Annotated in this window: 21 protein-coding genes; 9 read left to right on the top strand and 12 right to left on the bottom strand. The window is 61.0% G+C overall.

All coding sequences use genetic code 11. The features are described 5' to 3' along the window. The 4 genes from rnr (at position 1) to rpmG (ending at position 4,649) form a co-directional block, all read left to right on the top strand. Entirely contained in the window at positions 1-2,373 is a 2,373-nt protein-coding gene (rnr, locus tag ELH03_RS07025) for a ribonuclease R (RefSeq protein ID WP_128404376.1), read from the top strand. Positions 2,374-2,496: 123 nt separating this feature from the next. Then, positions 2,497-2,949: a DUF983 domain-containing protein gene (locus ELH03_RS07020; RefSeq protein ID WP_130766202.1), complete on the top strand. Its 453-nt coding sequence runs from the start codon at positions 2,497-2,499 to the stop codon at positions 2,947-2,949. Positions 2,950-3,204: 255 nt separating this feature from the next. After that, positions 3,205-4,389, top strand: coding sequence for an MFS transporter (locus ELH03_RS07015; RefSeq protein ID WP_018069489.1), 1,185 nt, complete (start codon positions 3,205-3,207; stop codon positions 4,387-4,389). Positions 4,390-4,481: 92 nt separating this feature from the next. After that, positions 4,482-4,649, top strand: a complete 168-nt coding sequence (gene rpmG, locus ELH03_RS07010; protein ID WP_003547442.1) for a 50S ribosomal protein L33 — start codon at positions 4,482-4,484, stop codon at positions 4,647-4,649. A gap of 747 nt (positions 4,650-5,396) precedes the next feature. On the opposite strand, the gene ELH03_RS07005 is transcribed toward rpmG, so the two are convergent. Further along, entirely contained in the window at positions 5,397-6,770 is a 1,374-nt protein-coding gene (locus ELH03_RS07005) for a PleD family two-component system response regulator (RefSeq protein WP_128404374.1), read from the bottom strand. 18 nt (positions 6,771-6,788) lie between these two features. After that, the gene (locus ELH03_RS07000) at positions 6,789-7,160 is read right to left on the bottom strand and encodes a response regulator (RefSeq protein WP_003547430.1); all 372 of its coding nucleotides are present in this window, start codon (positions 7,158-7,160) and stop codon (positions 6,789-6,791) included. Between the two features lie 132 nt (positions 7,161-7,292). Here ELH03_RS07000 and ELH03_RS06995 point away from each other — a divergent pair, with 132 nt between their 5' ends. After that, entirely contained in the window at positions 7,293-7,601 is a 309-nt protein-coding gene (locus tag ELH03_RS06995) for a DUF3572 domain-containing protein (RefSeq protein ID WP_128404373.1), read from the top strand. A 2-nt stretch (positions 7,602-7,603) separates the two neighbouring features. Continuing rightward, the gene (locus tag ELH03_RS06990; RefSeq protein ID WP_128404372.1) at positions 7,604-8,278 is read left to right on the top strand and encodes a hypothetical protein; all 675 of its coding nucleotides are present in this window, start codon (positions 7,604-7,606) and stop codon (positions 8,276-8,278) included. Here the strand turns inward: ELH03_RS06990 and ELH03_RS06985 are convergent. Next, the gene (locus tag ELH03_RS06985; RefSeq protein WP_128404371.1) at positions 8,253-8,840 is read right to left on the bottom strand and encodes a GNAT family N-acetyltransferase; all 588 of its coding nucleotides are present in this window, start codon (positions 8,838-8,840) and stop codon (positions 8,253-8,255) included. The two genes, ELH03_RS06990 and ELH03_RS06985, sit on opposite strands and share 26 nt — an antisense overlap. Positions 8,841-8,916: 76 nt before the next feature. On the opposite strand from ELH03_RS06985, the gene ELH03_RS06980 reads away from it, so the two are divergent. Next, positions 8,917-10,209, top strand: coding sequence for a DNA polymerase IV (locus ELH03_RS06980; RefSeq protein ID WP_128404398.1), 1,293 nt, complete (start codon positions 8,917-8,919; stop codon positions 10,207-10,209). Positions 10,210-10,301: 92 nt separating this feature from the next. Continuing rightward, a complete protein-coding gene (locus tag ELH03_RS06975) occupies positions 10,302-11,561 on the top strand; it encodes a L,D-transpeptidase family protein (protein WP_128404370.1) in 1,260 nt (419 codons plus the stop codon). 120 nt (positions 11,562-11,681) lie between these two features. Here the strand turns inward: ELH03_RS06975 and dnaE are convergent, their stop codons facing one another. Beyond that, a complete protein-coding gene (gene dnaE, locus ELH03_RS06970) occupies positions 11,682-15,179 on the bottom strand; it encodes a DNA polymerase III subunit alpha (protein WP_128404369.1) in 3,498 nt (1,165 codons plus the stop codon). 493 nt (positions 15,180-15,672) lie between these two features. Here dnaE and ELH03_RS06965 point away from each other — a divergent pair, with 493 nt between their 5' ends. Further along, positions 15,673-16,137, top strand: a complete 465-nt coding sequence (locus tag ELH03_RS06965; protein WP_128404368.1) for a DUF5680 domain-containing protein — start codon at positions 15,673-15,675, stop codon at positions 16,135-16,137. 111 nt (positions 16,138-16,248) lie between these two features. Here ELH03_RS06965 and ELH03_RS06960 read toward each other — a convergent pair whose 3' ends face one another. The 8 genes from ELH03_RS06960 to nuoN all read right to left on the bottom strand — a co-directional run bounded on the left by ELH03_RS06960 (position 16,249) and on the right by nuoN (position 24,972). Further along, complete coding sequence (locus ELH03_RS06960) at positions 16,249-16,932, bottom strand: ABC transporter ATP-binding protein (protein WP_128404367.1); 684 nt, start codon at positions 16,930-16,932, stop codon at positions 16,249-16,251. A gap of 14 nt (positions 16,933-16,946) precedes the next feature. Next, a complete protein-coding gene (locus ELH03_RS06955; RefSeq protein WP_128404366.1) occupies positions 16,947-18,251 on the bottom strand; it encodes a lipoprotein-releasing ABC transporter permease subunit in 1,305 nt (434 codons plus the stop codon). Between the two features lie 15 nt (positions 18,252-18,266). Then, positions 18,267-19,589, bottom strand: a complete 1,323-nt coding sequence (proS, locus tag ELH03_RS06950; protein WP_128404365.1) for a proline--tRNA ligase — start codon at positions 19,587-19,589, stop codon at positions 18,267-18,269. A gap of 587 nt (positions 19,590-20,176) precedes the next feature. Then, positions 20,177-20,452 (bottom strand): DUF1467 family protein, encoded by a 276-nt coding sequence (locus ELH03_RS06945; protein ID WP_018241603.1) that lies wholly within the window; start codon positions 20,450-20,452, stop codon positions 20,177-20,179. Positions 20,453-20,667: 215 nt separating this feature from the next. Next, positions 20,668-21,072: a methylmalonyl-CoA epimerase gene (gene mce, locus ELH03_RS06940; protein ID WP_128404364.1), complete on the bottom strand. Its 405-nt coding sequence runs from the start codon at positions 21,070-21,072 to the stop codon at positions 20,668-20,670. A 2-nt stretch (positions 21,073-21,074) separates the two neighbouring features. Continuing rightward, the gene (locus tag ELH03_RS06935) at positions 21,075-22,745 is read right to left on the bottom strand and encodes a ribonuclease J (protein ID WP_128404363.1); all 1,671 of its coding nucleotides are present in this window, start codon (positions 22,743-22,745) and stop codon (positions 21,075-21,077) included. Between the two features lie 17 nt (positions 22,746-22,762). Beyond that, positions 22,763-23,527 (bottom strand): biotin--[acetyl-CoA-carboxylase] ligase, encoded by a 765-nt coding sequence (locus ELH03_RS06930; protein WP_130766201.1) that lies wholly within the window; start codon positions 23,525-23,527, stop codon positions 22,763-22,765. Then, a complete protein-coding gene (gene nuoN / locus ELH03_RS06925) occupies positions 23,527-24,972 on the bottom strand; it encodes an NADH-quinone oxidoreductase subunit NuoN (protein WP_128404361.1) in 1,446 nt (481 codons plus the stop codon). Before nuoN ends, ELH03_RS06930 begins: the two co-directional genes overlap by 1 nt. Positions 24,973-24,975: the final 3 nt, after the last annotated feature.

The raw sequence follows: 24,975 nt of genomic DNA, 5'->3' as shown, positions 1-24,975 counted from the left end.
GTGAGCAGGATACCGCGCGACAGAACGAACCCTGCGGGCAAGCGTCCGGGCAAGATCGGCCGCGCCGGCAAGGATGCCCCCGCCGTCGAGCCGCTGAACATCGTCCATGGCGCGCTGCCTTCGCGCGAGGTGATCCTGCGCTTCATAGCCGATCACCCGCAGAAAGCGTCCAAACGCGAACTCGCCAAGGCTTTCGGCCTGAAGGGCGACAACCGTGTCGAACTCAAGCACATGCTGCAGGAGCTCGAGCAGGAAGGCATGCTGCAGAAGAACCGCAAGTCGCTGATCCGTCCCGGTGCGCTGCCGCCCGTCACGGTTCTCGATATCACCACGCGCGACAAGGATGGCGATCTGATCGGCCGGCCGGCGGAATGGCCGGAAGACCAGGGCGTAGCACCCGCCGTCGCCATCCGCCAGCAATCACCCGCAGGCCGCCAGGGTAAGGGCAAGGCGCCCGTCGCCGGGCTCGGCGACCGCATCCTGGCAAAGATCTTCCCGGCTGTCGACCGCGGCGGTCCGGCCTATACTGCGCGGATCATCAAGGTGATCGACAGGCGCCGCGGCGCCTCGATGGGCGTCTTCCGCACTGCGCCAGGCGGCGGCGGCCGGCTGCTGCCGATCGAACGGCGCGGCGAGGAGATGGTGATCGATCCCGACTTCACTGGCGGCGCCACGGACGGCGATCTGGTCGAAGTCGAAATCGCCCGCCTCGGCCGTTTCGGCCTGCCGCGCGCCAAGGTGCTTTCCGTCGTCGGTTCCGTCGGTTCGGAAAAGGCGATCTCGATGATCGCGATCCATGCGCACGGCATCCCGCATGTCTTCCCGCCGGCCGTTATCGCCGAGGCGGAAGCCGCAAAACCGGCCAGCATGTCGCATCGCGAGGATTGGCGCGACGTGCCGCTGATCACCATCGACCCGGCCGATGCAAAGGACCATGACGACGCCGTTTATGCCGAGCTCGACCCCTCGCCCGACAATCCCGGCGGCGTCATCGTCACCGTCGCGATTGCCGACGTCTCCTGGTATGTCCGCCCGAATTCGCCGCTCGACCGCGAGGCGCTGAAGCGCGGCAACTCGGTCTATTTCCCCGATCGCGTCGTGCCGATGCTGCCGGAGCGCATCTCCAACGATCTCTGCTCGCTGAAGGAAGGCGTCGACCGTCCGGCGCTCGCCGTGCGCATGAGCTTTTCCGGGGACGGCCGCAAGATCGGCCACACTTTCTATCGCATCATGATGAAGAGCGCGGCCAAGCTGTCCTACCAGCAGGCCCAGGCAGCGATCGACGGCAAACCGGACGATCAGACCGGCCCGATGCTCGAGCCGATCCTGAAGCCGCTCTGGCACGCCTATGAGGTGATGAAGCGCGGACGCGACCGGCGCCAGCCGCTGGAACTCGACATGCCGGAGCGCAAGATCCTGCTGAAGCCCGACGGCACGGTCGACCGGGTCGTCGTGCCGCCACGGCTCGACGCGCACAAGCTGATCGAAGAGATGATGATCCAGGCAAACGTCTGCGCCGCCGAGACGCTGGAAAAGAAACGCCAGCCGCTGATCTACCGCATTCATGACGGCCCGACGCTTGCCAAGCAGGAGATCCTGCGTGAGTTCCTGGCCACGCTCGGCATCTCGCTAGCCAAGGGCGGCAACATGCGCGCCAACAACTTCAACGGCATCTTGGCGAAGGCGGACGGCACGCCGCACCAGACCATGGTCAACGAGATGGTGCTGCGTTCGCAGAGCCAGGCGATCTACGGCCCCGAGAATATCGGCCATTTCGGCCTCAACCTGATGAAATACGCCCACTTCACCTCGCCGATCCGCCGCTATGCCGATCTCATCGTGCATCGCGCCCTCGTCGGCTCGCTCGGTTTCGGCGAAGGCGGCATCACGCCCGACGAAGAGGCGGCGCTCGACGATATCGCCGCCGAAATCTCGACCTTCGAGCGCCGGGCGATGGCAGCCGAGCGCGAGACCGTCGACCGGCTGATCGCGCATCACCTCAGCGGTCGCGTCGGCGAGGAGTTTGCCGGACGGGTCTCGGGCGTGACGAAATCGGGGCTTTTTGTCGCCCTGCCGGACTATGGCGCCGACGGTTTCGTCCCTATATCTACGCTCGGCACTGATTATTTCATCTATGACGAGGCGCATCAGGCACTCTCGGGTGAACGAACAGGGCTCGGTTATCGCCTGGGCGACAGCGTCACCGTAAAGCTTGCCGAAGCGATCCCGCTTGCCGGCGCGCTGCGTTTCGAGATGATCAGCGAGGGCCGCGAGATGCCGGCGGCGGTGCGCTCCTTCCACAAGGCGGGCCGCCGCGACAGAGGCCAGGTCCGCAAGAAACCTGGAACAAGGCCGCCACGCGGACGCCACTAAGGCATCGCGCCGAAAGCGGACGCTGGTTTTCGGCAAAAGCGCTGCAACAACGAAAAGATCGCTAGCGTTGGGCCTGGTTCACAAAACGAATCCGATGCTTTCGGTCTGAAAGAGGAACATGCGATGAGCACACCGACCGATCCGGTTGCCCGCTACGGGGATACGCCCGAGGTCGAGCGTCCGCTTGGGCGCTCCATCATGCGCGGGCTGATGAACCGCTGCCCGGCCTGCGGCAACGGCAAGCTCTTTCGTGCCTTCCTGAAACCGGTCGATCATTGCGCGGCCTGCGGCGAGGCGATGCATCACCAACGCGCAGACGACCTGCCGCCCTATATCGTCATCCTCGTCCTCGGCCACGTCGTGGTCGGCGGCTATATGCTGACCGACATGACCTTCGTGCTGCCGGTCTGGGTGCATCTCACCATCTGGGCACCGATCACCATCATCACCGCGCTTGCCTCGATCCAGCCGATCAAGGGCGGGGTCATCGGTCTGCAATGGGCGCTGCGCATGCACGGCTTCGGTGGCGAGAGTGACGGTCCGGACGATTATGACATCCCCGGCCGGCCGAATTAGCGCCTTCACCTTCCAGACATATTTAACGTGTAGTGGCAGCCCTCCACCGACCACCACCCGAATGCGAGAGCCGAAGATCCTCAAGACCTGACATGGTAAGCATTTCTTGCCCGAACGGGCTTTACATTCCGCAGATGGTCACTCACATCGGAAATACTGCGAAGCGGCATCCGTCACCTGGATTTGGCACGTCTGTGTCTATCTATCTGACGGGAATCGGCCGATTCGTTCGCGCAGCTTTCTAAGGATGGATAAATGTCTCAGCCGAGAACCGGCACACCGGGCGATGTCGAAGAAATCCATTGGCCTTCTCTGGTGGCAGCCATCTCGTCCATATCAGCCGTTGGCATAGCAATCGGCCTCGGTCTCCCGCTTCTCAGCATCATCCTCGAAAAACGCGGCATCTCGTCCACCCTGATCGGGCTCAACACGGCGATGGCCGGGGTCGCGGCGATGGCCGCCGCACCTGTTACCACCAAGCTCGCCCATAAATACGGCGTTGCGCCGACAATGCTCTGGGCCGTGCTGATTTCGGCGCTGAGCGCGCTCGGTTTCTACTACGCCCAGGATTTCTGGATGTGGTTTCCACTGCGTTTCGCCTTCCATGGCGCGACGACGACGCTGTTCATCCTCTCCGAATTCTGGATCAACGCCGCTTCGCCGCCTTCCAAGCGCGGTTTCGTGCTTGGCATCTATGCGACGGTGCTTTCCCTTGGCTTCGCGGCCGGACCTCTGCTCTTTTCGGTCCTCGGCAGCGATGGCATCTTCCCCTTCCTGATCGGCGCCGCCGCCATCCTGCTTGCGGCCATCCCCATCTTCATCGCCCGCGACGAGAGCCCCGTGCTCGAGGAAAAACCGGAGCTGCACTTCATGCGCTACGTTTTCCTGGTGCCGACGGCGACGGCGGCGGTCTTCATCTTCGGCGCGGTCGAAGCCGGTGGGCTGTCGCTTTTTCCGATCTTTGCCGTGCGCGCCCATTTTACCGAATCGCAGGCCGCGCTGCTGCTCACCATGATGGGCGTCGGCAACGTCATCTTTCAGATCCCGCTCGGCCTGCTTTCCGACCGCATCGCCGACAAGCGGCCGCTTCTGGCCGGCATGGCGCTGATGGGCTTCATCGGCTCGATGATGTTGCCGCTGTTGCTCAACAACTGGCTGCTGATGGCCGGGCTCCTGCTTTTCTGGGGCGGCTGCGTCTCAGGCCTCTATACGGTCGGCCTCAGCCATCTCGGCTCGCGGCTGACGGGCTCCGATCTTGCGGCGGCCAATGCTGCCTTCGTCTTCTGTTATGCGATGGGAACCGTGGCCGGGCCGCAGGCGATCGGCGCGGCGATCGATGTCGCTGGAAATAACGGTTTTGCCTGGGCGATTGCCGCTTTCTTCGGTCTTTACGCCCTACTTTCCGGCATCAGACTGATGTTCATTCGAAAACGGGCTTGACTTTTCGGGCGGGATTCGTAGTTTCGCGCCAGGATTTGCCGTGGAGCCCATCCGGCTTCCACGGCTTTCATTTTCTTAAAGGCAGGACGACCATGGCCAAGGCTACAACAATCAAGATCAAGCTGCTGTCGACAGCCGACACCGGTTTCTTCTACGTCACCACGAAGAACAGCCGCACGATGACGGACAAGATGACGAAGACGAAGTACGACCCGGTTGCAAAGAAGCATGTCGAGTTCAAGGAAACCAAGATCAAGTAATCACTTGGCCTGACGGATTTCACAAAAGCGCGCACCTTCGGGTTGCGCGTTTTTTGTTGTCCGGCTTTATGGTTTTCAAGATGATAGCGCAAACAGACAAAACGCCGCCCTTCCATCTTCGGGAAGTGGCGGCGTTTTCGTGAAAGGGGGTCGGCCAGCATGCAAAACGGCACGAGGAACCGCTATAACTTGCCTACTAGCCGACCGACCCCACGACCCAGGAGATGCGGCGGACCTGAGCATCATGGGGTATCGACAACTCCTCAACGGGAGCGCTTCTCTTATGAGCCGATAATTTGCGCAAAAATGAAAGAAAATCAACAAATTCTTAATGATGAATTTTCTCATCTTGATTCTATGGTTAAAAGTCCAGATTTGGGACATACAAAGTTTTGTCGTCTCTGCTTTGGATCGAAGCGTAGTGCCTGCTCTTTTCAAGAAATTCGACAATATAACTTAATAACTTACGCCACCCCTCCCCTTACGTGAGGTGACGCCGCCGCAATCTATTTGACCCTGTCGGCGGCAGGCATTTTTTATAGTCTTCATTTCATTTTGAGCTACGGCCTGACTCTTTCAAGACTATCGCGCGGCAACACATCCGCGGCAACGCGGCGAGTCCATTTTTGGGCTATTGGGCTGCAAATTTTTCGCCCCGCAGTGCACAGGCGAAGATTAAAGATCGGTAACAATTCGCTTACCGCAGTGGAAAACCCGCAAATGGCGCGCATGGCGGCAAGTGATTCGTCACGCGGCCGCGGCGACCACACGGTTGCGGCCGGTATTCTTGGCCTCGTAAAGAGCCAGATCCGCCTGTTTCATCAGTTGGTCCGGAGTCAGCACCTGCGCAATACGCGAGGCGATCCCGAAGGAAGCAGTGACGTTCAGCGCTTCCCCGGCGTGTTTCAGCATGAAGGGAGCGTTTTCGATCGCCGCACGCAGGCGCTCGGCGACGGCGGCGGCAATTTCCGGCGAGGTGTCGGGCATCACGACAACGAATTCCTCTCCACCGTAGCGGCAGGCGAGATCGGCCCCGCGGATGGTCGAACGGACGCGATTTGCGAATTCCCGCAGCACCTCGTCGCCACCGTCATGGCCGTAGGTGTCGTTCACATGCTTGAAGCGGTCGATATCGGTGATCAGCACCGAAAGCGGCCGGCCCCGCGCCATCGAACGGTTGAAGAGCACGTTCAGGTGATTGTCGAGATAGCGCCGGTTATAAAGGCCGGTCAGAGGATCGGTCACGGCAAGTTCGATCGTCTGCTTGACGCTGGCGCGCAGGCGGTCGTTGTAGCGCTTGCGGCGGATCTGCGTCAGGCTGCGGGCGACCAGTTCGTTGGGATCGACCGGGCGGATGATGTAGTCGTTGACGCCGAGATCGAGCGCGCGCACGACCATGTCGTCAGCGCCCTGCTCGGTGATGATCAGGATCGGCAAGAAGCGGGTGCGCTCCAGCGAGCGCAGCTGCGAGCAGAGGCGAAGCGGATCGTAGTCGTCGAAGTTGGCGTTGACGATGACGAGATCGAACGCGCTTTCGGCCGCCTCGAAGAGGGCGGCCTGCGGATCGGAGAGGGCAAGCACGTCGGCGACGGGCTTCAGCGCCTTGATGATACGCTCCTGCGAATTGGCGCGTCCGTCGACGAGCAGGACCTGAGCGGTCTCGTCGGCGCGGCCCTCGCCTGCCCGCGTGAGGTCATCTATGCCCATCGTGTGGGCGGTGTCGGCGCGGATGCGCAGCTCATCGCTCAACGTCTTCAGCCGCAGCAGGCTCTTCACCCGGGAGATCAGCTGCAGATCGTTGACCGGCTTGGTGAGAAAATCGTCGGCACCAGCCTTCAGGCCGCGTACACGATCGGTCGGCTGGTCGAGCGCGGTGACCATGACGACTGGAATATGGGCGGTCTTCTGGCTGGCCTTCAGCCGCTCGCAGACCTCGAAACCATCTATGCCGGGCATCATGATGTCGAGCAGGATGAGATCGACCTGGTTGCGCTCGCAGATCGCCAGTGCCGTGTAGCCGTCCGCTGCGGTCATCACGTCGAAATACTCCGCAAGCAGCCGCGCTTCGAGCAGCTTCACGTTGGCCGGAATATCGTCAACCACCAGTATTCGCGCAGTCATAAGCGTCTTTCCGATGCGTCAGGCATCGCCCAGATAGGTCTTGATCGTCTCGATGAATTTCGGAACCGAGATCGGCTTTGAAACATAGGCCTCGCAGCCGCCTTGGCGGATCCGCTCCTCGTCCCCCTTCATCGCGAAAGCCGTAACGGCGATGACGGGAATCACGTGCAGCTCGTCGTCTTCCTTCAGCCATTTCGTAACTTCGAGGCCGGAGACCTCGGGAAGCTGAATATCCATCAGAATGAGGTCGGGGCGATGCTTGCGTGCCAGATCGAGCGCCTCCATGCCGTTTCTGGTCTGGATCGTCGTATAGCCGGACGCCTCGATGAGGTCGCGAAAGAGCTTCATGTTGAGCTCGTTATCTTCTACAATCATCACCTGTTTGGGCATGACAAGCTGTCCCTACGTCCGTTCGCGCAGCGGTTCGTCCCATGAGAAAGGCACATGCGGACAAATAGCTCGTGAAACCGATAGCGCACGCTACCGGTATTTGGTTGAAGAAAAGGTAACTTACCCAGCGAAATGCAAAGCAACTTCAAGACTTCGAAACAACAGGCTGCCGACCCGCACGAAACGGCGATCGCCGTGCTCGGCTGGCTTGCCGACGATCCCGAGATGTTCGGCCGCTTTCTCGCGCTGACGGGTGTGGCGCCTGGCCAGGTGCGCAACGCCGTCAACGATCCCGGATTCCTCGCCGGCCTGATGGATTTCCTGATGAACCATGAACCGACGGCGATGGCCTTCTGCGCGGCGAGCGGGATCAACCCAGAGACGGTGACGGCGGCCTGGCAACATTTTTCTTCGCCGGGCCTCGATTCCGGAGAATACTGACCGTGGCCTCCGGAGAATTCGACATCTCGCATATCCGACTCGGCGAGCGGCCGTTGATCGTCTGTGACGTCGACGACGTCGTGTTGCAGTTCATCGGTCCCTTCCAGCTTTTCCTTCAGAGCCGGGGCCACGCGTTTCTGCCGCGATCGTTCCGGCTTCATGGCAACATCGTCTCGCAAGCCGACGGCGTGGAGATCGAAGATCAAGAGGTCAGCCGGCTGATCGAGGAATTCTTCGAGGCCCAAGAGCTTTGGCAGACGCCGCTCGACCGTGTGGTCGAAACGCTCGACCGACTTTCTGAAGAGGCCGACATCCTTTTCCTGACAGCCATGCAGCCGCGGTTCCAGGACCAGCGCCGTCGCCTGCTGGACAGGATGGGCCTGCTCTTTCCGCTGCTTGCCACCGAACAACCCAAGGGGCCGATCGTTCACGCATTGCATGCCAGCCGCTCCCTTCCCGTCGTCTTCATTGATGATATGGCGCGCAATCTGCATTCCGTTAGGGAACACGTCGCCGATTGCCTGCTGATTCATCTGATGCCGAACTCGCCCGTCCATCGTTTCGCACCGGCGGCGGCCGACGACATCACCCGCGCCACCGACTGGACGCATGCGGCCGAGCTCATCGAGGCGCATCTTGTTTCCGCCACCTTCACGCGCGCAGTTCCAGCCGCATGAGCGGACGGCCGTCCTTGCGCCGCGCTACTGTCTCGAAACCGGCCGCATCGAAGATCGCCGTCGAGCCGATGCAGAGCGTCACTGATTTCGACTGCTTCACATGATCGATCGGACAGGCTTCGAGTAGCCGTGCTCCCTGGCGCCGCGCATGGTCGATCGCGCCGGCGAGCAGGCGGTGGCTCATTCCCTTGCCGCGCAGTTTGGGCAGCAGGAAGAAGCAACTGACGGCCCAGATAGATGGATCATGCGCATCTCCCTCTTCCAGCGGCCGCGAGACGGTGCGCGGCGAATTGAACTGCGGTACGTCGTGGCGCGGCCCGACCTGCACCCAGGCGACTGGCGCGCCCTCAGCATAACAGAGGATGCCAGGCGGCGGACCCGCGTTAATCCGTCCCCGCATATGCGCCTTGCGTTCGTCGGCCGCCCTCTCAGTCCTTATCGCATGCGGCAGGCGCAGCGCCACGCACCAGCAATTATAGAACGCACCCTGCGGCCCGAACACGATTTCGAAATCGTCCCAGCGTTCTGGCGTTACCGGCTCGAAACGAAGATCGTTATCCAAAGGCAAAGCTCCCGCCCTCTCTTGAGACTCGGAAGCTTAAGGCGTAATGTCTCGGCGTTCAATCTTTGTTCTCATCATGACGCCCGCGCCTGACAAGACACCCGGCTTCTGTCGCGACTGCCTTGCCGAGCAGAAGGGCGAGGCGCGCCGTTGCGTTTCCTGCGGCAGCCCCCGTCTCGTGCGCCATCGCGAACTCTATGCATTGACGCTTGCACATATCGATTGCGACGCCTTCTACGCAGCGGTGGAGAAACGCGACAATCCGGAGCTTGCCGACAAGCCTGTCATCATCGGTGGCGGCAAACGCGGTGTGGTTTCCACTGCCTGCTATATCGCCCGTATCCACGGCGTGCGTTCGGCCATGCCGATGTTCAAGGCGCTGGAGGCATGCCCTGAGGCGATCGTCATCCGCCCCGACATGGAGAAATATGTCCGGGTCGGGCGCCAGGTGCGCGCAATGATGCAGGATCTGACGCCGCTGGTGCAGCCGCTATCGATCGACGAGGCCTTCCTCGAGCTTGGGGGAACCGAGAGGCTGCATCACGATCCGCCGGCGCGCACGCTCGCCAAATTCGCCCGCCGTGTCGAAAGAGAGATCGGCATCACCGTTTCGGTCGGGCTTTCCTATTGCAAATTCCTCGCCAAGGTCGCCTCAGACCTGCAGAAGCCGCGCGGCTTTTCCGTCATCGGCCGTGAGGAAGCGGTCGAGTTTCTGGCGCCGCGTCCCGTCACCACGATCTGGGGCGTCGGCAAGGCCTTTGCGGCGACGCTGGAGGCGGACGGCATCCGTACCATCAGCCAATTGCAGCAGATGGAGGAAAACGACCTGATGCGCCGCTACGGCAGTATCGGCCAGCGGCTCGCACGCCTGTCGCGCGGCATCGATGACCGCGAAGTGCATCTCAATGATGCCGCCAAGAGCGTTTCGTCCGAGACCACCTTCTTCGATGACATCTCGCGTTATGACGATCTGGTGCCGATCCTGCGCAACCTCTCCGAAAAGGTCTCCTGGCGGCTGAAGAAAAACGGCATTGCCGGCCAGACCGTGGTTCTGAAGATGAAGAGCGCCGATTTCAAATCGCGCACCCGCAACCGCAAGCTCGAGGACCCGACCCAGCTTGCCGACAAGATCTTCCGCACCGGGCTCGAGCTTCTCGAAAAAGAGACTGACGGGACGAAGTTCCGCCTGATCGGCATCGGCGTCACCGACCTCGGCGATGCCGCCCGCGCCGATCCGCCCGATCTGATCGACCAGCAATCGGGCCGGCGAGCGGCGGCCGAAGCGGCGATGGACAAGCTGCGCGACAAGTTCGGCAAGCGGACGGTCGAGACCGGCTATACATTCGGCAACAGCAAGCGCGATCACTAACGCGTGAGGCCTGCCGGCCAGGCGGCCTATAAAATCTTCCTTAAACTTCGTCCCATAATGTGCCGGGCAAGTATTGCGTATGGTTGGGTATCATGTTCTCGCGTCTTGTCTTCGGCCTCGGCTTGCTGTCGGCCACCGCACTCGTGCACCCCGCTCTTGCCGCGGATGCTGCGCGCACGCTGCAGATCTTCGTCTCGAAGGACAAGCAGTCGCTTGCGGTCTATGATGGCACCGAGGTCGTCGCGACCTCGAAGGTCTCGACCGGCAAGGACGGCCACACGACGCCAAGCGGCATCTTCTCGGTGCTGGAAAAGCAGAAATACCACGAATCCAATCTCTATTCGGCGGCCCCGATGCCGTTCATGCAAAGGCTGACCTGGTCCGGCATTGCTCTTCACGAATCCAATTCCGTGCCGCGTTATCCGGCCTCGCATGGCTGCGTGCGCATGCCCGGCGCCTTCGCAAAAATGCTCTATGGGATGACGGATCCCGGTGTCCCCGTCATTATCAGCGACGGTGAACTGGTGCCGCAGCCGATCGATCATCCGACCCTTTTCCATCCGGATGCACCGGCGGCGATGCCGCTGCTTTCGGATGTCGAACTGCGGCCCTCCATGCCCGACAGCCCCGAGAAGCCGGTGCAGGTGGCGATGAACGATACCGCTGCGATGCCCATGCCGGCAGCGCAGCCGATTGCGGCGCCCGAACCCGAGCCGCCGTCCGAGCCGATCAGCATGCTCGTCACACGCCGGACGTTGCGCGAGACGGTGATCGACATCCAGGCCCTGCTCAACCAGCTCGGCTTTTCCGCCGGCAATCCGGACGGCTTGCTCGGTCCGTCGACCGTGCAGGCGATCAAGACTTTCAAGACGCTGCGGCCGGCGGAATTTGCTGCCGACAGGAGCCTGGTCTCCGACACGCTCCTCAGAGAAATCTATGCCGCGGCTGGCAAGGGCGAGCCGCCGAACGGCGTCATCATGGTACGGCAGGCCTTCAAGCCGATCTTCGAAGCGCCGGTGACGATCGCCGATCCGGGACTGGCGCTCGGCACACATTTCTTCACGCTGCATGCGGTCGATGAAAAGGCCGGCACGGCCGACTGGCTCGGCATCACGCTCGAGAACAATCTCTCCCGCGCGACGATGAAGCGGCTCGGCATCACCAATCAGGAAAGCTCGATCATTACAGGCAAGCCGATCGCCCGTTCGCTCAGCCGGATTACCATCCCCGATGAGACCCGCCGCAAGATCGACGCCCTCATCGCGCCCGGCTCGACGCTGACGATCTCCGATACCGGCCTCGGCCGGGAGACCGGCGAAGGCACGGATTTCATCACAATCACCCGTGGGTGATGGTCATCACGCTAATGCGTGTCGCCAAAAGTGCGCAGCGGTTTTGTGATAACGACATGCATAAATCAAAGTTAAAGCGCGTCGCATGAATCCGGATTGTCGCGACGCGCTCTAGGCTGATCAGACAAGCTCGACGTCGACGACGCCGGGGGCGGCACGAAGGGCGGCGGCGATCTCCGGCGTGATGCGGTATTTCTCCGGCAGCGCCACTTCCACCTCGCGCTTGCCCTCCTCCTTGATGACGATGAAGGAAACGAGGCCATCACCCTTGGCGTTCAAATGGCCGGCAACCATTCTCAGCGGTCCGGAATCGCGGACATAGACGCGTAGCGCCTTCTGCATCTGCAGCGACTTTTCCTCCAGCGACTGGATCGTCTGGATGCGCAGGCCGATACCCTCCGGCCGCTCCTCGCCGGTCGCGGTCAGCACGAAGGATTTGCCCGACTCCAACACGTCGCGATACTGGTTCAGCATTTCCGAAAACAGCACCGCTTCGAACTGGCCCGAAGAATCGGAGAAGACGATGATGCCCATCTTGTTGCCGGTGCGGGTCTTGCGCTCCTGCTTCGAGATGACGGTACCGGCAAGGCGCGCATTGGCCGCGCCCTGTTTGATGGCGGCGGAAAACTCGGCAAAGGTCTGCACCCGCATCTTCTGCAGGATGTTGTTGTAGGAATCGAGCGGGTGGGCTGTGAGATAGAAGCCCAGCACCTGGAATTCCTTAAGCAGCCGCTCGGAGGGGAGCCAGGGCGAGAACGGCGGCAGGGAGATCTTCTCAGGCCCCGACGTCAACGTACTGCCGAAAATGTCCGACTGGCCGCTCAGCTTGTTCTCCTGGGCGCGCTGGGCATAACCGAGAATGCGGTCGAGGCCGGCTGCTAGCTGGGCGCGGTCCATGTCGAAACAATCGAAGGCGCCGGCATAGATCAGGCTTTCGAGCACGCGACGATTGACCTGACGCGGATCGATGCGCAGGCAGAAATCCTCGATGCTGGCAAAGGGCTTGTCGCCACGCACCTCGACGATATGGTCGACGGCGGATTCGCCCACGCCCTTGAGGGCGGCGAGCGCGTAATAGATGCGGTTGTTGCCGGTCTCGAAATGGCGGAAGGAAGTCTGCACCGAGGGCGCGATCACCTCGATGCCGAGTCGCTTGGCATCCTGGCGGAAATCATTGACCTTTTCCGTGTTGGACATGTCGAGCGTCATTGAGGCGGCGAGGAATTCGACCGGATAATGCGCCTTCATGTAGGCCGTCTGGTAGGAGACGATGGCATAGGCGGCGGCATGCGACTTGTTGAAGCCGTAGTTGGCGAACTTCGCCAGCAGTTCAAAGATATTGTCGGCCTGCGGCTTCGATACGCCATTCTTGACGGCGCCAACGACGAAGCGTTCGCGCTGCTGGTCCATCTCGGCCTTGATCTTCTTACCCATGGCGCGACGCAGAAGGTCGGCTTCCCCCAGCGAATAGCCGGACAGAACCTGGGCGATCTGCATCACCTGTTCCTGATAGACGATGACGCCCTGGGTTTCCTTGAGCAGGTGGTCGATCATCGGATGGATCGATTCCAGCTCTTCGTCGCCGTGCTTGCGGGCATTGTAGGTGGGGATGTTCTCCATCGGGCCCGGACGGTAGAGCGCCACCAGCGCGATGATGTCCTCGATGCAGTCCGGCTTCATGCCGATCAGTGCCTTGCGCATGCCGGCACTTTCCACCTGGAACACGCCGACCGTCTCGCCGCGCGACAGCATCTCGTAGGTCTTCTTGTCGTCGAGAGGAATGGCTGCGAGATCGACCTTAACGCCGAGCTTGGCGACGAAATCAACCGCGACCTTCAGCACGGTCAGCGTCTTCAGGCCGAGGAAGTCGAACTTGACGAGGCCCGCCTGCTCCACCCATTTCATGTTGAATTGGGTGACCGGCATGTCCGAGCGCGGATCGCGATACATCGGCACCAGCTTGGAAAGCGGCCGGTCACCAATGACGATGCCGGCGGCATGGGTCGAGGCATGGCGGTAAAGCCCCTCGATCTTCTGGGCGATGTCGAGCAGCCGCGCGACAACAGGTTCTTTCGCCGCCTCCTCCTGCAGCTTCGGCTCCTCCTCGATCGCCTTGGACAGCGGCGTCGGATTGGCGGGATTGTTCGGCACGAGTTTGCAGATCTTGTCGACCTGGCCATAGGGCATTTCCAGCACGCGGCCGACGTCGCGAAGGGCGGCGCGCGCCTGCAGCGAACCGAAGGTGATGATCTGCGCCACCTGCTCGCGGCCATACTTGGCCTGAACATAGCGGATCACCTCTTCGCGGCGGTCCTGGCAGAAGTCGATGTCGAAGTCGGGCATCGAGACGCGTTCCGGATTAAGGAAGCGCTCGAAGAGCAGCGAAAAACGCAGCGGATCGACGTCGGTGATCGTCAATGCATAGGCGACCAGCGAACCGGCGCCCGAACCGCGGCCGGGACCGACCGGAATGTCGTGCTGCTTGGCCCATTTGATGAAGTCGGCAACGATCAGGAAGTAGCCGGGAAAACGCATGCGCTCGATGACGCTGAGCTCGAATTCCAGCCGCTCGCGATAATCCTTCTCCTCGTAACCCGGCGACATGCCGAGCGTCGAAAGCCGCATGTCCAGCCCTTCGACCGCCTGGCGGCGCAGTTCGCTCGCCTCGGCGCGTTCGGCCTCCTCCGCATCGTCGGTCGCACCGGTGAAACGTGGCAGGATCGGCTTTCGCGTCTTCAGCACGAAGGAGCAGCGCTTGGCGATCTCGATCGTATTTTCCAGCGCTTCCGGCAGGTCGGCGAAGAGCTTGGCCATCTCGGCCCGGCTCTTCAGATAGTGATCCGGCGTCAGGCGAAAACGGCTGTCGTCGGAGACGATGGCGTTGTGCGCGACCGCCATCAGCGCATCATGGGCGTCGTAATCGTCGCGTGTCGGAAAGAAAGCCTCGTTGGTCGCAACCAGCGGCAGGTCGTGGGCATAGGCGAGCCCGACAATCTTCTGCTCGTGCCGCTTGTCGTAAGTGCCGTGCCGCTGCAGCTCGACATAGAGCCTGTCGCCGAAGAGACGCTTCAGCGTCAGCAGCCGGGCTTCCGCCTGAGCGGGATGGCCTTCCTTGACCGCCACGTCGACCGGCCCGGTCAGGGCGCCGCTCAATGCGATCAGCCCTTCCGTGCCTGCCTCCTCCAGCCAGGAGGTGCTGATATGAACGGCCTGATTGCTTTCGCCGCTGAGATAAGCCCGACTGACGAGATCGACCAGCCGTTCGTAACCGGCATCCGTCGCGGCGAGAAGAACGATCGCCGGCAGCTTGACCAGGGCCTGCTGGCCGCCGCGCTTTTCCGTTTCCAACCCGTCTTCCATGTCGATAGAGACCTGGCAGCCGATGATCGGCTGCAGGCCGTCCTCCATCGCCTTTTGGGAGAATTCGAGGGCGACGAACAGATTGTTGGTGTCGGTAATCGCAATCGCCGGCTGGCTGTCGCCGGTCGCCTTGTAGAGGATCTTCTTCAGCGGCAGCGCGCCCTCGAGAAGCGAATAGGCGGAATGGACCCTGAGGTGGATGAAACCCGGCGTGCCGCCGGTCGCCTCACCCGTTGAACCCTTTACCGTATCCGCCATGACATGCCTTCCCAATCACCCGAATGAATCGGACGCATTGTCGGCATAGAGGGCGATGATGTCCAGAAGAAGTCCCGCATCCGGACCGCATGATTGCCATGCGGTCCCCTGAAAACTTTAGAGCGCCATGACGATGAGCGAGAAGCTGGCAACGAACATTGCGATGGAGGTGAATGCTGCGATATCACGGATCATGTCAGTCATCGGGCTCTCCTTTACTCGTTATGTTTTCAATTTGTTCCATGTATGTTCCGTTGTCAACAGGAATCTTTTCCTTCTTTCTTGTGTTTGAAAAATGTCGTGATGCGCATCTGCGAGTCGCCAGTACCCGATGAGATGGGCGGCAGCTGTCCCTTCTGGCCTCCCATAGATCGGCCTGGCGCCGAGACGGCCAGCCTCCTCGAGCCGACCCGTTTATTTCGGATCTATGTTCCTCTTTTGTTCTTTACACATAGCAGCATATTTGCCAGCATCGGGCTGAGAGGAGAATGACATGTTCGATATTACGATGCTGAACGAATTCGTCGTGGAGGCAAAGGCTGCGACCTATGTCGGCGGCGGCGTGGCGCGCGCGCCCTGCCGGCCGAGTTCCCACGATATCGGTTACGAACGCGGCGACTGGCGCTATCTCGACAGCTATTTCGGCGGGACCGATTTCGCCGGGCAGGAAGTGGTGTGGCTTGCCGACGAGCCCGTCTGGGCGATGAATTATTTTGGCTGCGTCATTGCGCCGAAGCTCATCGACGGCACAGCGGCCGGGACGGTGATCAAGGCTGCACTTTCGGCGATGTATCGAGAGGGCCGGTTTCTTGGCGGAATGGAATTCGACCATCCGCTTGGCCGCTATATCGACCGCAGCGAAGGCGGTTGCGAGCGGTTCAGCGGCCACGAATGCATCATGGTCGATGGCCAGAAGGCCTATGCGCTCGATTACCGCGGCGGGCTGATTGTGCCCTAATCGCAGCCTTAAAACGCGTCGCGTCAATCTGGAATCAGGCGATGCGCTTTAAGTCTCTGATTTATGCATGTCGTTATCGCAAAACCGCTGCAGGCTTTTGGGCGACATACATCAGAAATCGACGATCTTGCCGTCGGAGATCGTCACGCGCCGATCCATGCGGCGGGCGAGCTCGTGATTATGGGTGGCGATGAGAGCAGCAAGGCCGGACTGCCGCACCAACGCTTCCAGCGCATCGAAGACGTAGCTTGCCGTTTCGGGATCGAGATTGCCAGTCGGCTCGTCGGCAAAAAGTAGGGTCGGCGCATTAGCGACGGCGCGGGCAATCGCAACGCGCTGCTGCTCGCCGCCGGAAAGCTCGCCCGGGCGATGCGAGCCACGATGGCCGATGCGCATATAATCGAGAAGCTGGCCGGCCCGCTCTCCGGCTTCCTTCCAGGACAGCCCGGCGATCAGTTGCGGCATCATGATATTTTCGAGCGCCGAGAATTCCGGCAGCAGGTGGTGGAACTGGTAGACGAAGCCGATTTCGCTGCGACGGATCGCGGTGCGTTTCTCGTCGCTCAGGCCGTCACAGGCATGACCGTTGATGTTGACTTCACCGCCGTCCGGATGCTCCAGCAGGCCGGCGATATGTAGCAGCGTCGATTTGCCGGTGCCGGAGGGCGCGACAAGAGCGACGATCTCGCCCTTCGACATCGAAAAATCCGCGCCCTTCAGAATCGGGAGCAGCGTATCGCCCTGCCCGTAATGGCGCTCGACGCCGGTAAGCTTGAGAACGACGTTGCGTTTCATGAAGGCGGCATTCCTTATTCGTAGCGCAGGGCCTGCACCGGATCGAGCCTGGAGGCACGCCAGGCCGGGAAAATGGTCGCGATGAAGGAGAGCGTCAGCGCCATGACGACGATCGAGATCGTTTCGCTGAGATCCATCTCGGCCGGCAGCTGGCTGAGGAAATAGACCTGCGGATTGAAGAGCACGGTGCCTGAGATCCAGGAGAAGAACTGGCGGATGGATTCGATGTTGACGCAGACGAGGACGCCGAGCAGAACGCCGGCAATGGTACCGACAATGCCGATCGCCGCCCCGGTCATGAAGAAGATGCGCATGATCGCACCGGCGCTGGCGCCCATGGTGCGCAGGATGGCGATATCGCTGCCCTTGTCCTTCACCAGCATGATGAGGCCGGAGATGATGTTCAGCGCCGCCACGAGAACGATCAGCGTCAGGATCATGAACATGACGTTGCGCTCGACCTGCAGCGCCGAGAAGAAGGTCTGGTTGCGCTGGCGCCAGTCGGTGATGGCGATCTGGCGGCCGGCCGCTTCCTCCACCTTGGGCCTTAGATTGTCGATATCGTCGGGGTTGTCGACGAAGAGCTCGATCGACTGCACCAGTCCCTCGGCATTGAAAAAGAGCTGCGCTTCCTCGAGCGGCATGAAGATGATCGAGGAGTCATATTCCGACATGCCGATCTCGAAGAGCCCGGAGATCTTGTAGGACTTGATGCGCGGATTGACGCCCATCGGCGTGATGTCGCCTTCCGGCGAGGTCAGCGTGATCAGGTCGCCGACGCGCAGACCGAGCTGGTCGGCCATGCGGGTGCCGATCAGCACGCCTTCGCCGGAGGCATAGCCCACCATGTCGCCTGATTTGATGTTGTCGGAGATCGTCTTGAGCTTGGTTAGGTCCTCGGCGCGGGCGCCGCGCACCAGCGCACCGGTGCTACCGCCAGCCTGGGCGGAGGCAAGCACCTGGCCTTCCACTAGGGGTAGCGCCATCTTGATGCCGGGTACGGAGGCGAGCTTGCCGCTGAGGACAGGATAATCGGTGAAGGGGCCGTCGACCGGCTGGACGATCATGTGGCCGTTGATGCCGAGGATACGCGAGACGAGCTCGGTGCGGAAGCCGTTCATGACCGCCATGACGATGATCAGCGTCGCAACACCCAGCATGATACCGACGAAGGAGAAGCCGGCGATGACTGAAATGAAGGCCTCCTTGCGGCGGGCGCGCAGATAACGCCACGCCACGAGGCGTTCAAAGGTGGAAAATGGCTTGCCAGCCGGACCCAAGCCGGATTTTGAACTCCGGTCCACTGCTGCCTCTGCCATTTCGCCTCCGTTTCCTTAAGCCACGAACCGATTGATCGCCGCTTCGATGGTCATCGTTTCGCGGGCGCCGGTCCTGCGGTCCTTCACCTCAACTTCGCCGTTTGCGACCGCGCGCGGGCCGGCGATGATCTGGACAGGCACACCGATCAGGTCGGCGGTCGCGAATTTGGTGCCGGCCCGGTCGTCGGTATCGTCATAGAGCACATCCTTGCCGGCCTTGTTCAGCGCGGCATAGATCAGCTCGCAGGTATCGTCGCAGGCCTGATCGCCCGCCTTCATGTTGATCACAACGATATCGAAGGGCGCGACCGATGCCGGCCAGATGATTCCGTTATCATCATGCGATGCTTCGATGATGGCGGGAACAAGGCGTGTCGGGCCGATACCGTAGGAACCCATGTGAACGAAGTGTTCCTTGCCATCAGGTCCCTGCACTTTCGCGCCCATCGGCTCGGAATATTTCGTGCCGAAATAGAAGATGTGGCCGACCTCGATGCCGCGTGCCGACAGGCGGTCGCCTTCGGGAACGGCGTTGAAGGCCGCCTCGTCGTGCATTTCCGAGGTCGCCGCGTAGAGCGAGGTCCACTTGTCGAAGATCGCCTGCAAACCGTCGACACTGTCGAAATCGGTGTGTTCACCAGGAATATCGAAACCGACGAAATCCTTGTGGCAGAAGACCTCAGATTCGCCGGTGTCGGCGAGGATGATGAATTCATGGCTGAGTTTGCCACCGATCGGGCCGGTATCGGCGCGCATCGGGATGGCGCGCAGGCCGAGCCGGTCGAAGGTTCTGAGATAGGCGGCGAACATCTTGTTATAGGAATGCTCCGCCGCTTCGCTCGTCAGATCGAAGGAATAGGCATCCTTCATCATGAATTCGCGCGAGCGCATGGTGCCGAAGCGCGGACGGATCTCGTCACGGAACTTCAGCTGGATATGATAGAGATTGAGCGGCAAGTCCTTGTAGGACTTGACGGAGGAGCGGAAAATATCCGTCACCATCTCTTCGTTGGTGGGGCCGTAGAGCATCGGCCGATCCTGACGGTCCTTGATGCGCAGCATCTCCTTGCCGTAGGCGTCATAACGGCCGCTTTCCTGCCAGAGCTCGGCGGATTGCAAAGTCGGCATCGAAAGCTCGATGGCGCCTGCGCGGTTCTGCTCTTCGCGGATAATGGCGTTGACCTTGTCGAGCACACGTTTGCCAAGCGGCAGCCAGGAATAGATGCCCTGCGACTGCTGGCGGATCATGCCGGCGCGCAGCATCAGCCGGTGGGAGACGATTTCCGCCTCCTTGGGGTTTTCCTTGAGGATGGGCATGAAATAGCGGGACAGACGCATGGCGGATTCCGGAGCAGTTGAGATCCCGCAGCAGGCGGAATCGAAGGCAAGTGTTGATGTGGGAGCGTTCATAGCCGCTTCGCGGCAGGAAGGAAACCCGCAACGGATGTCGGCAACCTCCCGGAAGCGCATGTTCGCACCCGCAAAATGAAAGGGCATGAAAAAGCGCGTGTTTATAAGGACTTGAACGAAAATCTTGTCAACAGAAAAATTTTGCTAGAGTGTAGCAAAAATGCAAAAAAGCTGATGACAAAGCCCAATGTTTGAGCTAGTTTTAGCTCACAAAACAGGCAGGGAGTTAAATTCTTGCCGAATTCGCGGTCAAGTCTTGGGAGGATCAGATCTTAGGCGCGCTCGTCGCAGCCCCGGCAACGGTTACAGATCACGCGATACTTAAAACAAGGCTTTTAGCCTTGTTTTTTTTTGGCTTTTCGGCCTCGCCCCATGCAAAAATCCCGCCGACTTCCGTAACGGGATGATCCTCATTCCGTTACGCGAGCTCTTTGCCGCAACAGCATGACGCTGGTATGACGAAGTTCGCTTTCATTAAGCTTACATCTGCTCAAAGTTTGAGCAAAAGCCACAGTTCAATAGAAGCTGGGGCCGAGTTGCGGCAGTGCGTCGAAGCCCCAGCCGAAATAGGTGTCGCAGACGTACCAGAGACCGTAGATCAGAGCCGAAATCAGCGTCGTCAGCGAAAACACGAAAGCGGCGCGAAACCGGGTGGGCGCGCTCGGAACGGTGCCGAGCACGACGTCGTTGTCGTCCGCCTGGGTGCGCAGGCCGATCGGCAGGACGGCAAAAAGCGTCATCCACCAGATGATGAAGTAGACGGCAAATCCCTGAAGAAAGATCTGGAGCATTATGGTTCCCGTTGATGCCGCGCTGATATCGCGTCCTTATACGGCGGAATAGCGACCAACTCAAAGCGGGCGAAACGTTTACAGCGCCGCGCGTCCTTTAGACGCGCAAAGGACGCTGTAACACTTTGAAGTGCTGCATAATTTTATCCTTAAATCGATCCCGATTTAAGGAATTATGCAGTAGCCGCCTTCGGGTCACTCTGCCGCAGCAGGGCTCAGGCCTGTTCGAGTTCGATCAGCGTGCCGAAGAAATCCTTGGGATGCAGAAAGAGCACCGGCTTGCCATGGGCGCCGGTTTTCGGTTGGCCGTCGCCGAGCACCCTGGCGCCCGCCTCTACCAGCCGGTCACGGGCGAGAAGAATATCGTCCACCTCGTAGCAGATGTGGTGCATGCCGCCGGACGGGTTCTTTTCGAGGAAGGCTGCGATCGGCGAGGTATTCCCAAGCGGCTGCAGCAATTCGACCTTGGTGTTCGGCAATTCGACGAAAACGACGGTGACGCCATGCTCCGGCAGAGCCTGCGGCTGCGATACGGCAGCACCCAGCGTATCGCGATAGGCCGCCGTCGCCGCTGCCAGATCTGGCACGGCAATGGCGATATGGTTGACCCGGCCGAGCATGGTCAGACCCTGGTGACGAAGGCGGTGACAACGGGCTTCTTGCCCCAGGCTTGGTTCGCAGCCGAGCGAATGGCGCGGCGCACGGCCTCCTGCAGCATGTCGATATCCTTGCGACGGGCGCGCGGAATGCTCTCGATGGCGCTGATCGCGGCGTCGAAGAGCGTGTCCTCCATCTCCTCGCCCTCGTCGTCATAGACCGGCAGGCCGATCGAAACGAGATCGGGATCGCCGACGATGTCATAGCGCGCGTCGAGCACGACGTTGACCGCGACATGACCGACATAGGAGAGCTTCTTGCGCTCGCCGATACCCATCTCGTCGAAATCGCCAATCAGCGTGCCGTCCTTATAGATGCGGCCATGCGGCGCCTCGCCGATCACCTCGACGGGACCGGGCGCCAGCCGCAGGATATCGCCGTTGCGCACGCGCGGCACCACGGCGATGCCGGATTGCTCGGCAAGTTCCTTGTGCGCCGTCAGATGTGTTGCCTCGCCATGCACCGGCACGACGATCTTCGGCCGCGTCCACTCATACATCCGCTGCAACTCGTTGCGGCGCGGATGACCGGAAACGTGGACGAGCGCCTCGGTATCGGTGATGATGTGCACACCTTGCTCGACGAGCCCGTTCTTGATGTCCTGGATCGCCTTCTCGTTGCCGGGAATGGCGCGCGAGGAAAAGACGACGATATCGCCTGCCGCAAACGCCACATTGCGCATCTCGTCGCGGGAGAGCTTGGCAAGTGCCGCCCGCGCCTCGCCCTGGCTTCCGGTCAGGATGACGACGACCTTGTCGCGCGGGATATAGCCGTATTCATCCTCGGAGATGAAGGGCTTTACGCCTTCCATCAGGCCGATGTCCTGGGCGACGTTGACGACGCGCTTCAGTGAACTGCCGAGCAGCAGCACTTCGCGGCCAGCCGCCTCGGCAGCCTCGGCAACGGTGCGGATACGCCCGACATTCGACGAGAAGGTGGTGATCGCCACCCTGCCCTCGGCATTCTCGATGATCTTGCGCAGGCTTTCGGACACATCCTTCTCAGAGGGCGAAACACCGTCGCGCAGCGCATTGGTGGAATCGCACATCAGCGCCAGCACGCCCTCGTCGCCGAGCTGGCGGAAACGTGTCTCGTCGGTCAGCGGCCCGAGCGAAGGCTCGTGGTCGATCTTCCAGTCGCCGGTATGGATAACATTGCCGACCGGCGTGCGGATCATCAGCGACATCGGCTCGGGGATCGAATGGTTGACGGCGACGCCTTCGATGCTGAAGGGGCCGACATTGATCGTATCGCCTGCCTTGAACGGCGTCACCGGCACTTCGCCGATCTTAGCCTTCTCGAAATTGCGCTTGGCTTCCAACAGACCGGCGGTAAAACCAGAGGCATAGACCGGCACGTTGAGGCCGGGCCAGAGGTCAGCGAGCGCACCATAATGGTCTTCATGCGCATGGGTGATGATGATCGCCTTGAGGTTCTTTCGTTCGCTGGCGAGGAAGCGGATATCGGGCAATACGAGGTCGACACCCGGCAGATCTGGCCCCGGAAAAGTGACGCCACAATCGACCATGATCCACTGGCGATGCTCGGGCGGGCCGTAGCCGTAGAGAGCGAGATTCATGCCAATCTCACCGACACCGCCCAGAGGCAGGAATACCAGTTCGTCCTGTTTCGCCATAATTTTCGTTTGTTCCGCTATCCAAAAAACACATCACCGGCAGCAATGGGCATTATCCTGCCAGCGCCAGTATCGAGCATCAACAAGCCATTATCATCAATTCCGGCGAATTGTCCGGAAATCGATCGGTCCGGCAAATTGACCGTAATCTTTTCGCCGATGCCGCAGGCGATCGCGCGCCAGAGCGCCGTGATCTCGCTGATGCCGCGGCCCTCGTCCCATATTTCAAGCACTTCCGCCGTGGCGGCGAAGAGATGCGCGAAGAGTTCCTCCGGCGACGCCGCACTTCCCTGCTGACGCAGGCAGGTGACGGGGTAGAGCGGATTGTCCGGCATCACAGAGATATTGATGCCAATGCCTACGATCAGCGCGTAACGTCCGTCCGGTAGCCCCTCACCTTCGACGAGAATGCCGCAGGTCTTCTTTCGACCGACGAGAATATCGTTCGGCCATTTGACCTCGAGCGGTTCGGCGCCCAGTGGCAGCACCCTGCGGATCGCCTGGTGCACTGCAACGGCGATCGCCAGCGGCAGGGAGCTCAGGCGTTCCATCGGGGCCGGGTCGATCAGAAGAAGAGAAGCGTAGAGATTGCCGCGCTCGGAAACCCAGAGCCTGCCGCGGCGGCCGCGGCCGCCCGTCTGCCTTTCGGCGGTCACCCAGAGATTGCCGCCATCGCCTGCCCGAGCCCGGGCGAGGCATTCGCTGTTGGTAGACGATGTTTCCGACAGAGCCTCGTGCCTGAAATCGCCGAGCGATATCCGGCGCCGTCCGTCGGAAGCCATCAAAAGAGCGTCGCGGCGGCAAGCTCTGCCGCGCCGCCGATCGGGCCGCCGATGAGGACATAGGCGGTGACGAAGAGACCGGAGAGACCGAAGACCAGACGCAGCGCTCCGGAGACACGGGCGAATTCGCCGGTCGCCTCATCGAACCACATCAGCTTGATGACGCGCAGATAGTAGTAGGCGCCGACGACCGAGGCGAGAACGCCGATGATGGCGAGCGCATAGAGCTTGGCTTCGATAGCGGCAACGAAGACGAAGTACTTCGCGAAGAATCCGGCGAGCGGCGGGATGCCGGCGAGCGAGAACATCAACGCTGTCAGCACCACGGCCATGAACGGGTTCGTTGTGGAGAGGCCGGCGAGATCATCAACATTTTCGACAACGGTGCCGTCCTTGCGGCGCATCGACATGATGATCGCAAAGGTGCCGAGCGTCATGACCATGTAGATGACCATGTAAAGCATGACGCCGGTGACGCCGGTCTGGTTGCCGGCAGCAAGGCCGACCAGCGCATAACCCATGTGACCGATCGAGGAATAGGCCATCAGCCGCTTGATGTTCTTCTGGCCGATCGCGGCAAACGAGCCGAGCAGCATCGAGGCGATCGAGATGAAGACGACGACCTGCTGCCAGTCCGCCAGAACCGGCTGGAAAGCGGTGATGACGATGCGGGTCATCATCGCCATGGCAGCAACCTTGGGTGCTGCGGCAAGGAATGCGGTGACCGGTGTCGGCGCGCCTTCGTAAACATCCGGCGTCCACATATGGAAGGGAACGGCCGAGATCTTGAAGGCGATGCCGGCGAGGATGAAGACCAAGCCGAAGATCAGGCCGAGCGAACGCGCGCCCTCGACGGACAGCGCCTGGGCGATTTCGGAGAAGTGGGTGTGGCCGGTGAAGCCGTAGACCAGCGACATGCCATAGAGCAGCATGCCGGAGGAGAGCGCTCCGAGGACGAAATATTTCAGGCCGGCTTCGGTCGATTTCAGGCTGTCACGGTTGATCGCGGCGACGACGTAGAGCGCCAGCGACTGCAGTTCCAGCGCCAGATAGAGCGAAATCAGGTCGTTGGCCGAGATCATCAGCAGGATGCCGAGGGTCGCGAGCACCAGGAGAACCGGGAACTCGAACTTGTCGAGCTGATTTTCGCGGGCGTGGCCGATCGACATGAATATGGCGACCAGCGACCCGATCAGCGCCACCAGCTTCATGAAGCGCGAGAAGCCGTCCGCCATGTAGACCCCGCCATAGGCAAGGCCTTCTGCCGGCACGAAGAGCAGCCACAGGCCGGAGGCCAGGAGCAGGACGATGGCCAGGCCGGTGACGACAAGGCCCGACCGCTCGCCGGAGAAGACGCCGACCATCAACAGGACAAGGGCGCCGACCGCGAGGATGAGCTCCGGCGCGGAAAGATGCAGACTGAGGAGAATTGTTTCAGCGGTCATGTC

The organism is Rhizobium beringeri (assembly GCF_004306515.1).
Taxonomy (GTDB): Bacteria; Pseudomonadota; Alphaproteobacteria; order Rhizobiales; family Rhizobiaceae; genus Rhizobium; species Rhizobium beringeri.
Note: the sequence above shows the minus strand (reverse complement) of the source record. Positions and strands in the feature narration are given on the sequence as shown.

What these genes read in the sequence shown, in the direction of transcription:
- ELH03_RS06965 (WP_128404368.1), top strand. Translation starts at nt 15,673, where the DNA reads ATGTTCGATATTACGATGCTGAACGAATTCGTCGTGGAGGCAAAGGCT.
- rpmG (WP_003547442.1), top strand. Translation starts at nt 4,482, where the DNA reads ATGGCCAAGGCTACAACAATCAAGATCAAGCTGCTGTCGACAGCCGAC.
- ELH03_RS07005 (WP_128404374.1), bottom strand. Translation starts at nt 6,770, where the DNA reads ATGACTGCGCGAATACTGGTGGTTGACGATATTCCGGCCAACGTGAAG.
- ELH03_RS06980 (WP_128404398.1), top strand. Translation starts at nt 8,917, where the DNA reads ATGACGCCCGCGCCTGACAAGACACCCGGCTTCTGTCGCGACTGCCTT.
- ELH03_RS07015 (WP_018069489.1), top strand. Translation starts at nt 3,205, where the DNA reads ATGTCTCAGCCGAGAACCGGCACACCGGGCGATGTCGAAGAAATCCAT.
- ELH03_RS06960 (WP_128404367.1), bottom strand. Translation starts at nt 16,932, where the DNA reads ATGAAACGCAACGTCGTTCTCAAGCTTACCGGCGTCGAGCGCCATTAC.
- ELH03_RS07000 (WP_003547430.1), bottom strand. Translation starts at nt 7,160, where the DNA reads ATGCCCAAACAGGTGATGATTGTAGAAGATAACGAGCTCAACATGAAG.
- ELH03_RS06955 (WP_128404366.1), bottom strand. Translation starts at nt 18,251, where the DNA reads ATGGCAGAGGCAGCAGTGGACCGGAGTTCAAAATCCGGCTTGGGTCCG.
- ELH03_RS06995 (WP_128404373.1), top strand. Translation starts at nt 7,293, where the DNA reads ATGCAAAGCAACTTCAAGACTTCGAAACAACAGGCTGCCGACCCGCAC.
- ELH03_RS07020 (WP_130766202.1), top strand. Translation starts at nt 2,497, where the DNA reads ATGAGCACACCGACCGATCCGGTTGCCCGCTACGGGGATACGCCCGAG.
- dnaE (WP_128404369.1), bottom strand. Translation starts at nt 15,179, where the DNA reads ATGGCGGATACGGTAAAGGGTTCAACGGGTGAGGCGACCGGCGGCACG.
- nuoN (WP_128404361.1), bottom strand. Translation starts at nt 24,972, where the DNA reads ATGACCGCTGAAACAATTCTCCTCAGTCTGCATCTTTCCGCGCCGGAG.
- ELH03_RS06935 (WP_128404363.1), bottom strand. Translation starts at nt 22,745, where the DNA reads ATGGCGAAACAGGACGAACTGGTATTCCTGCCTCTGGGCGGTGTCGGT.
- mce (WP_128404364.1), bottom strand. Translation starts at nt 21,072, where the DNA reads ATGCTCGGCCGGGTCAACCATATCGCCATTGCCGTGCCAGATCTGGCA.
- ELH03_RS06930 (WP_130766201.1), bottom strand. Translation starts at nt 23,527, where the DNA reads ATGGCTTCCGACGGACGGCGCCGGATATCGCTCGGCGATTTCAGGCAC.
- proS (WP_128404365.1), bottom strand. Translation starts at nt 19,589, where the DNA reads ATGCGTCTGTCCCGCTATTTCATGCCCATCCTCAAGGAAAACCCCAAG.
- ELH03_RS06945 (WP_018241603.1), bottom strand. Translation starts at nt 20,452, where the DNA reads ATGCTCCAGATCTTTCTTCAGGGATTTGCCGTCTACTTCATCATCTGG.
- ELH03_RS06975 (WP_128404370.1), top strand. Translation starts at nt 10,302, where the DNA reads ATGTTCTCGCGTCTTGTCTTCGGCCTCGGCTTGCTGTCGGCCACCGCA.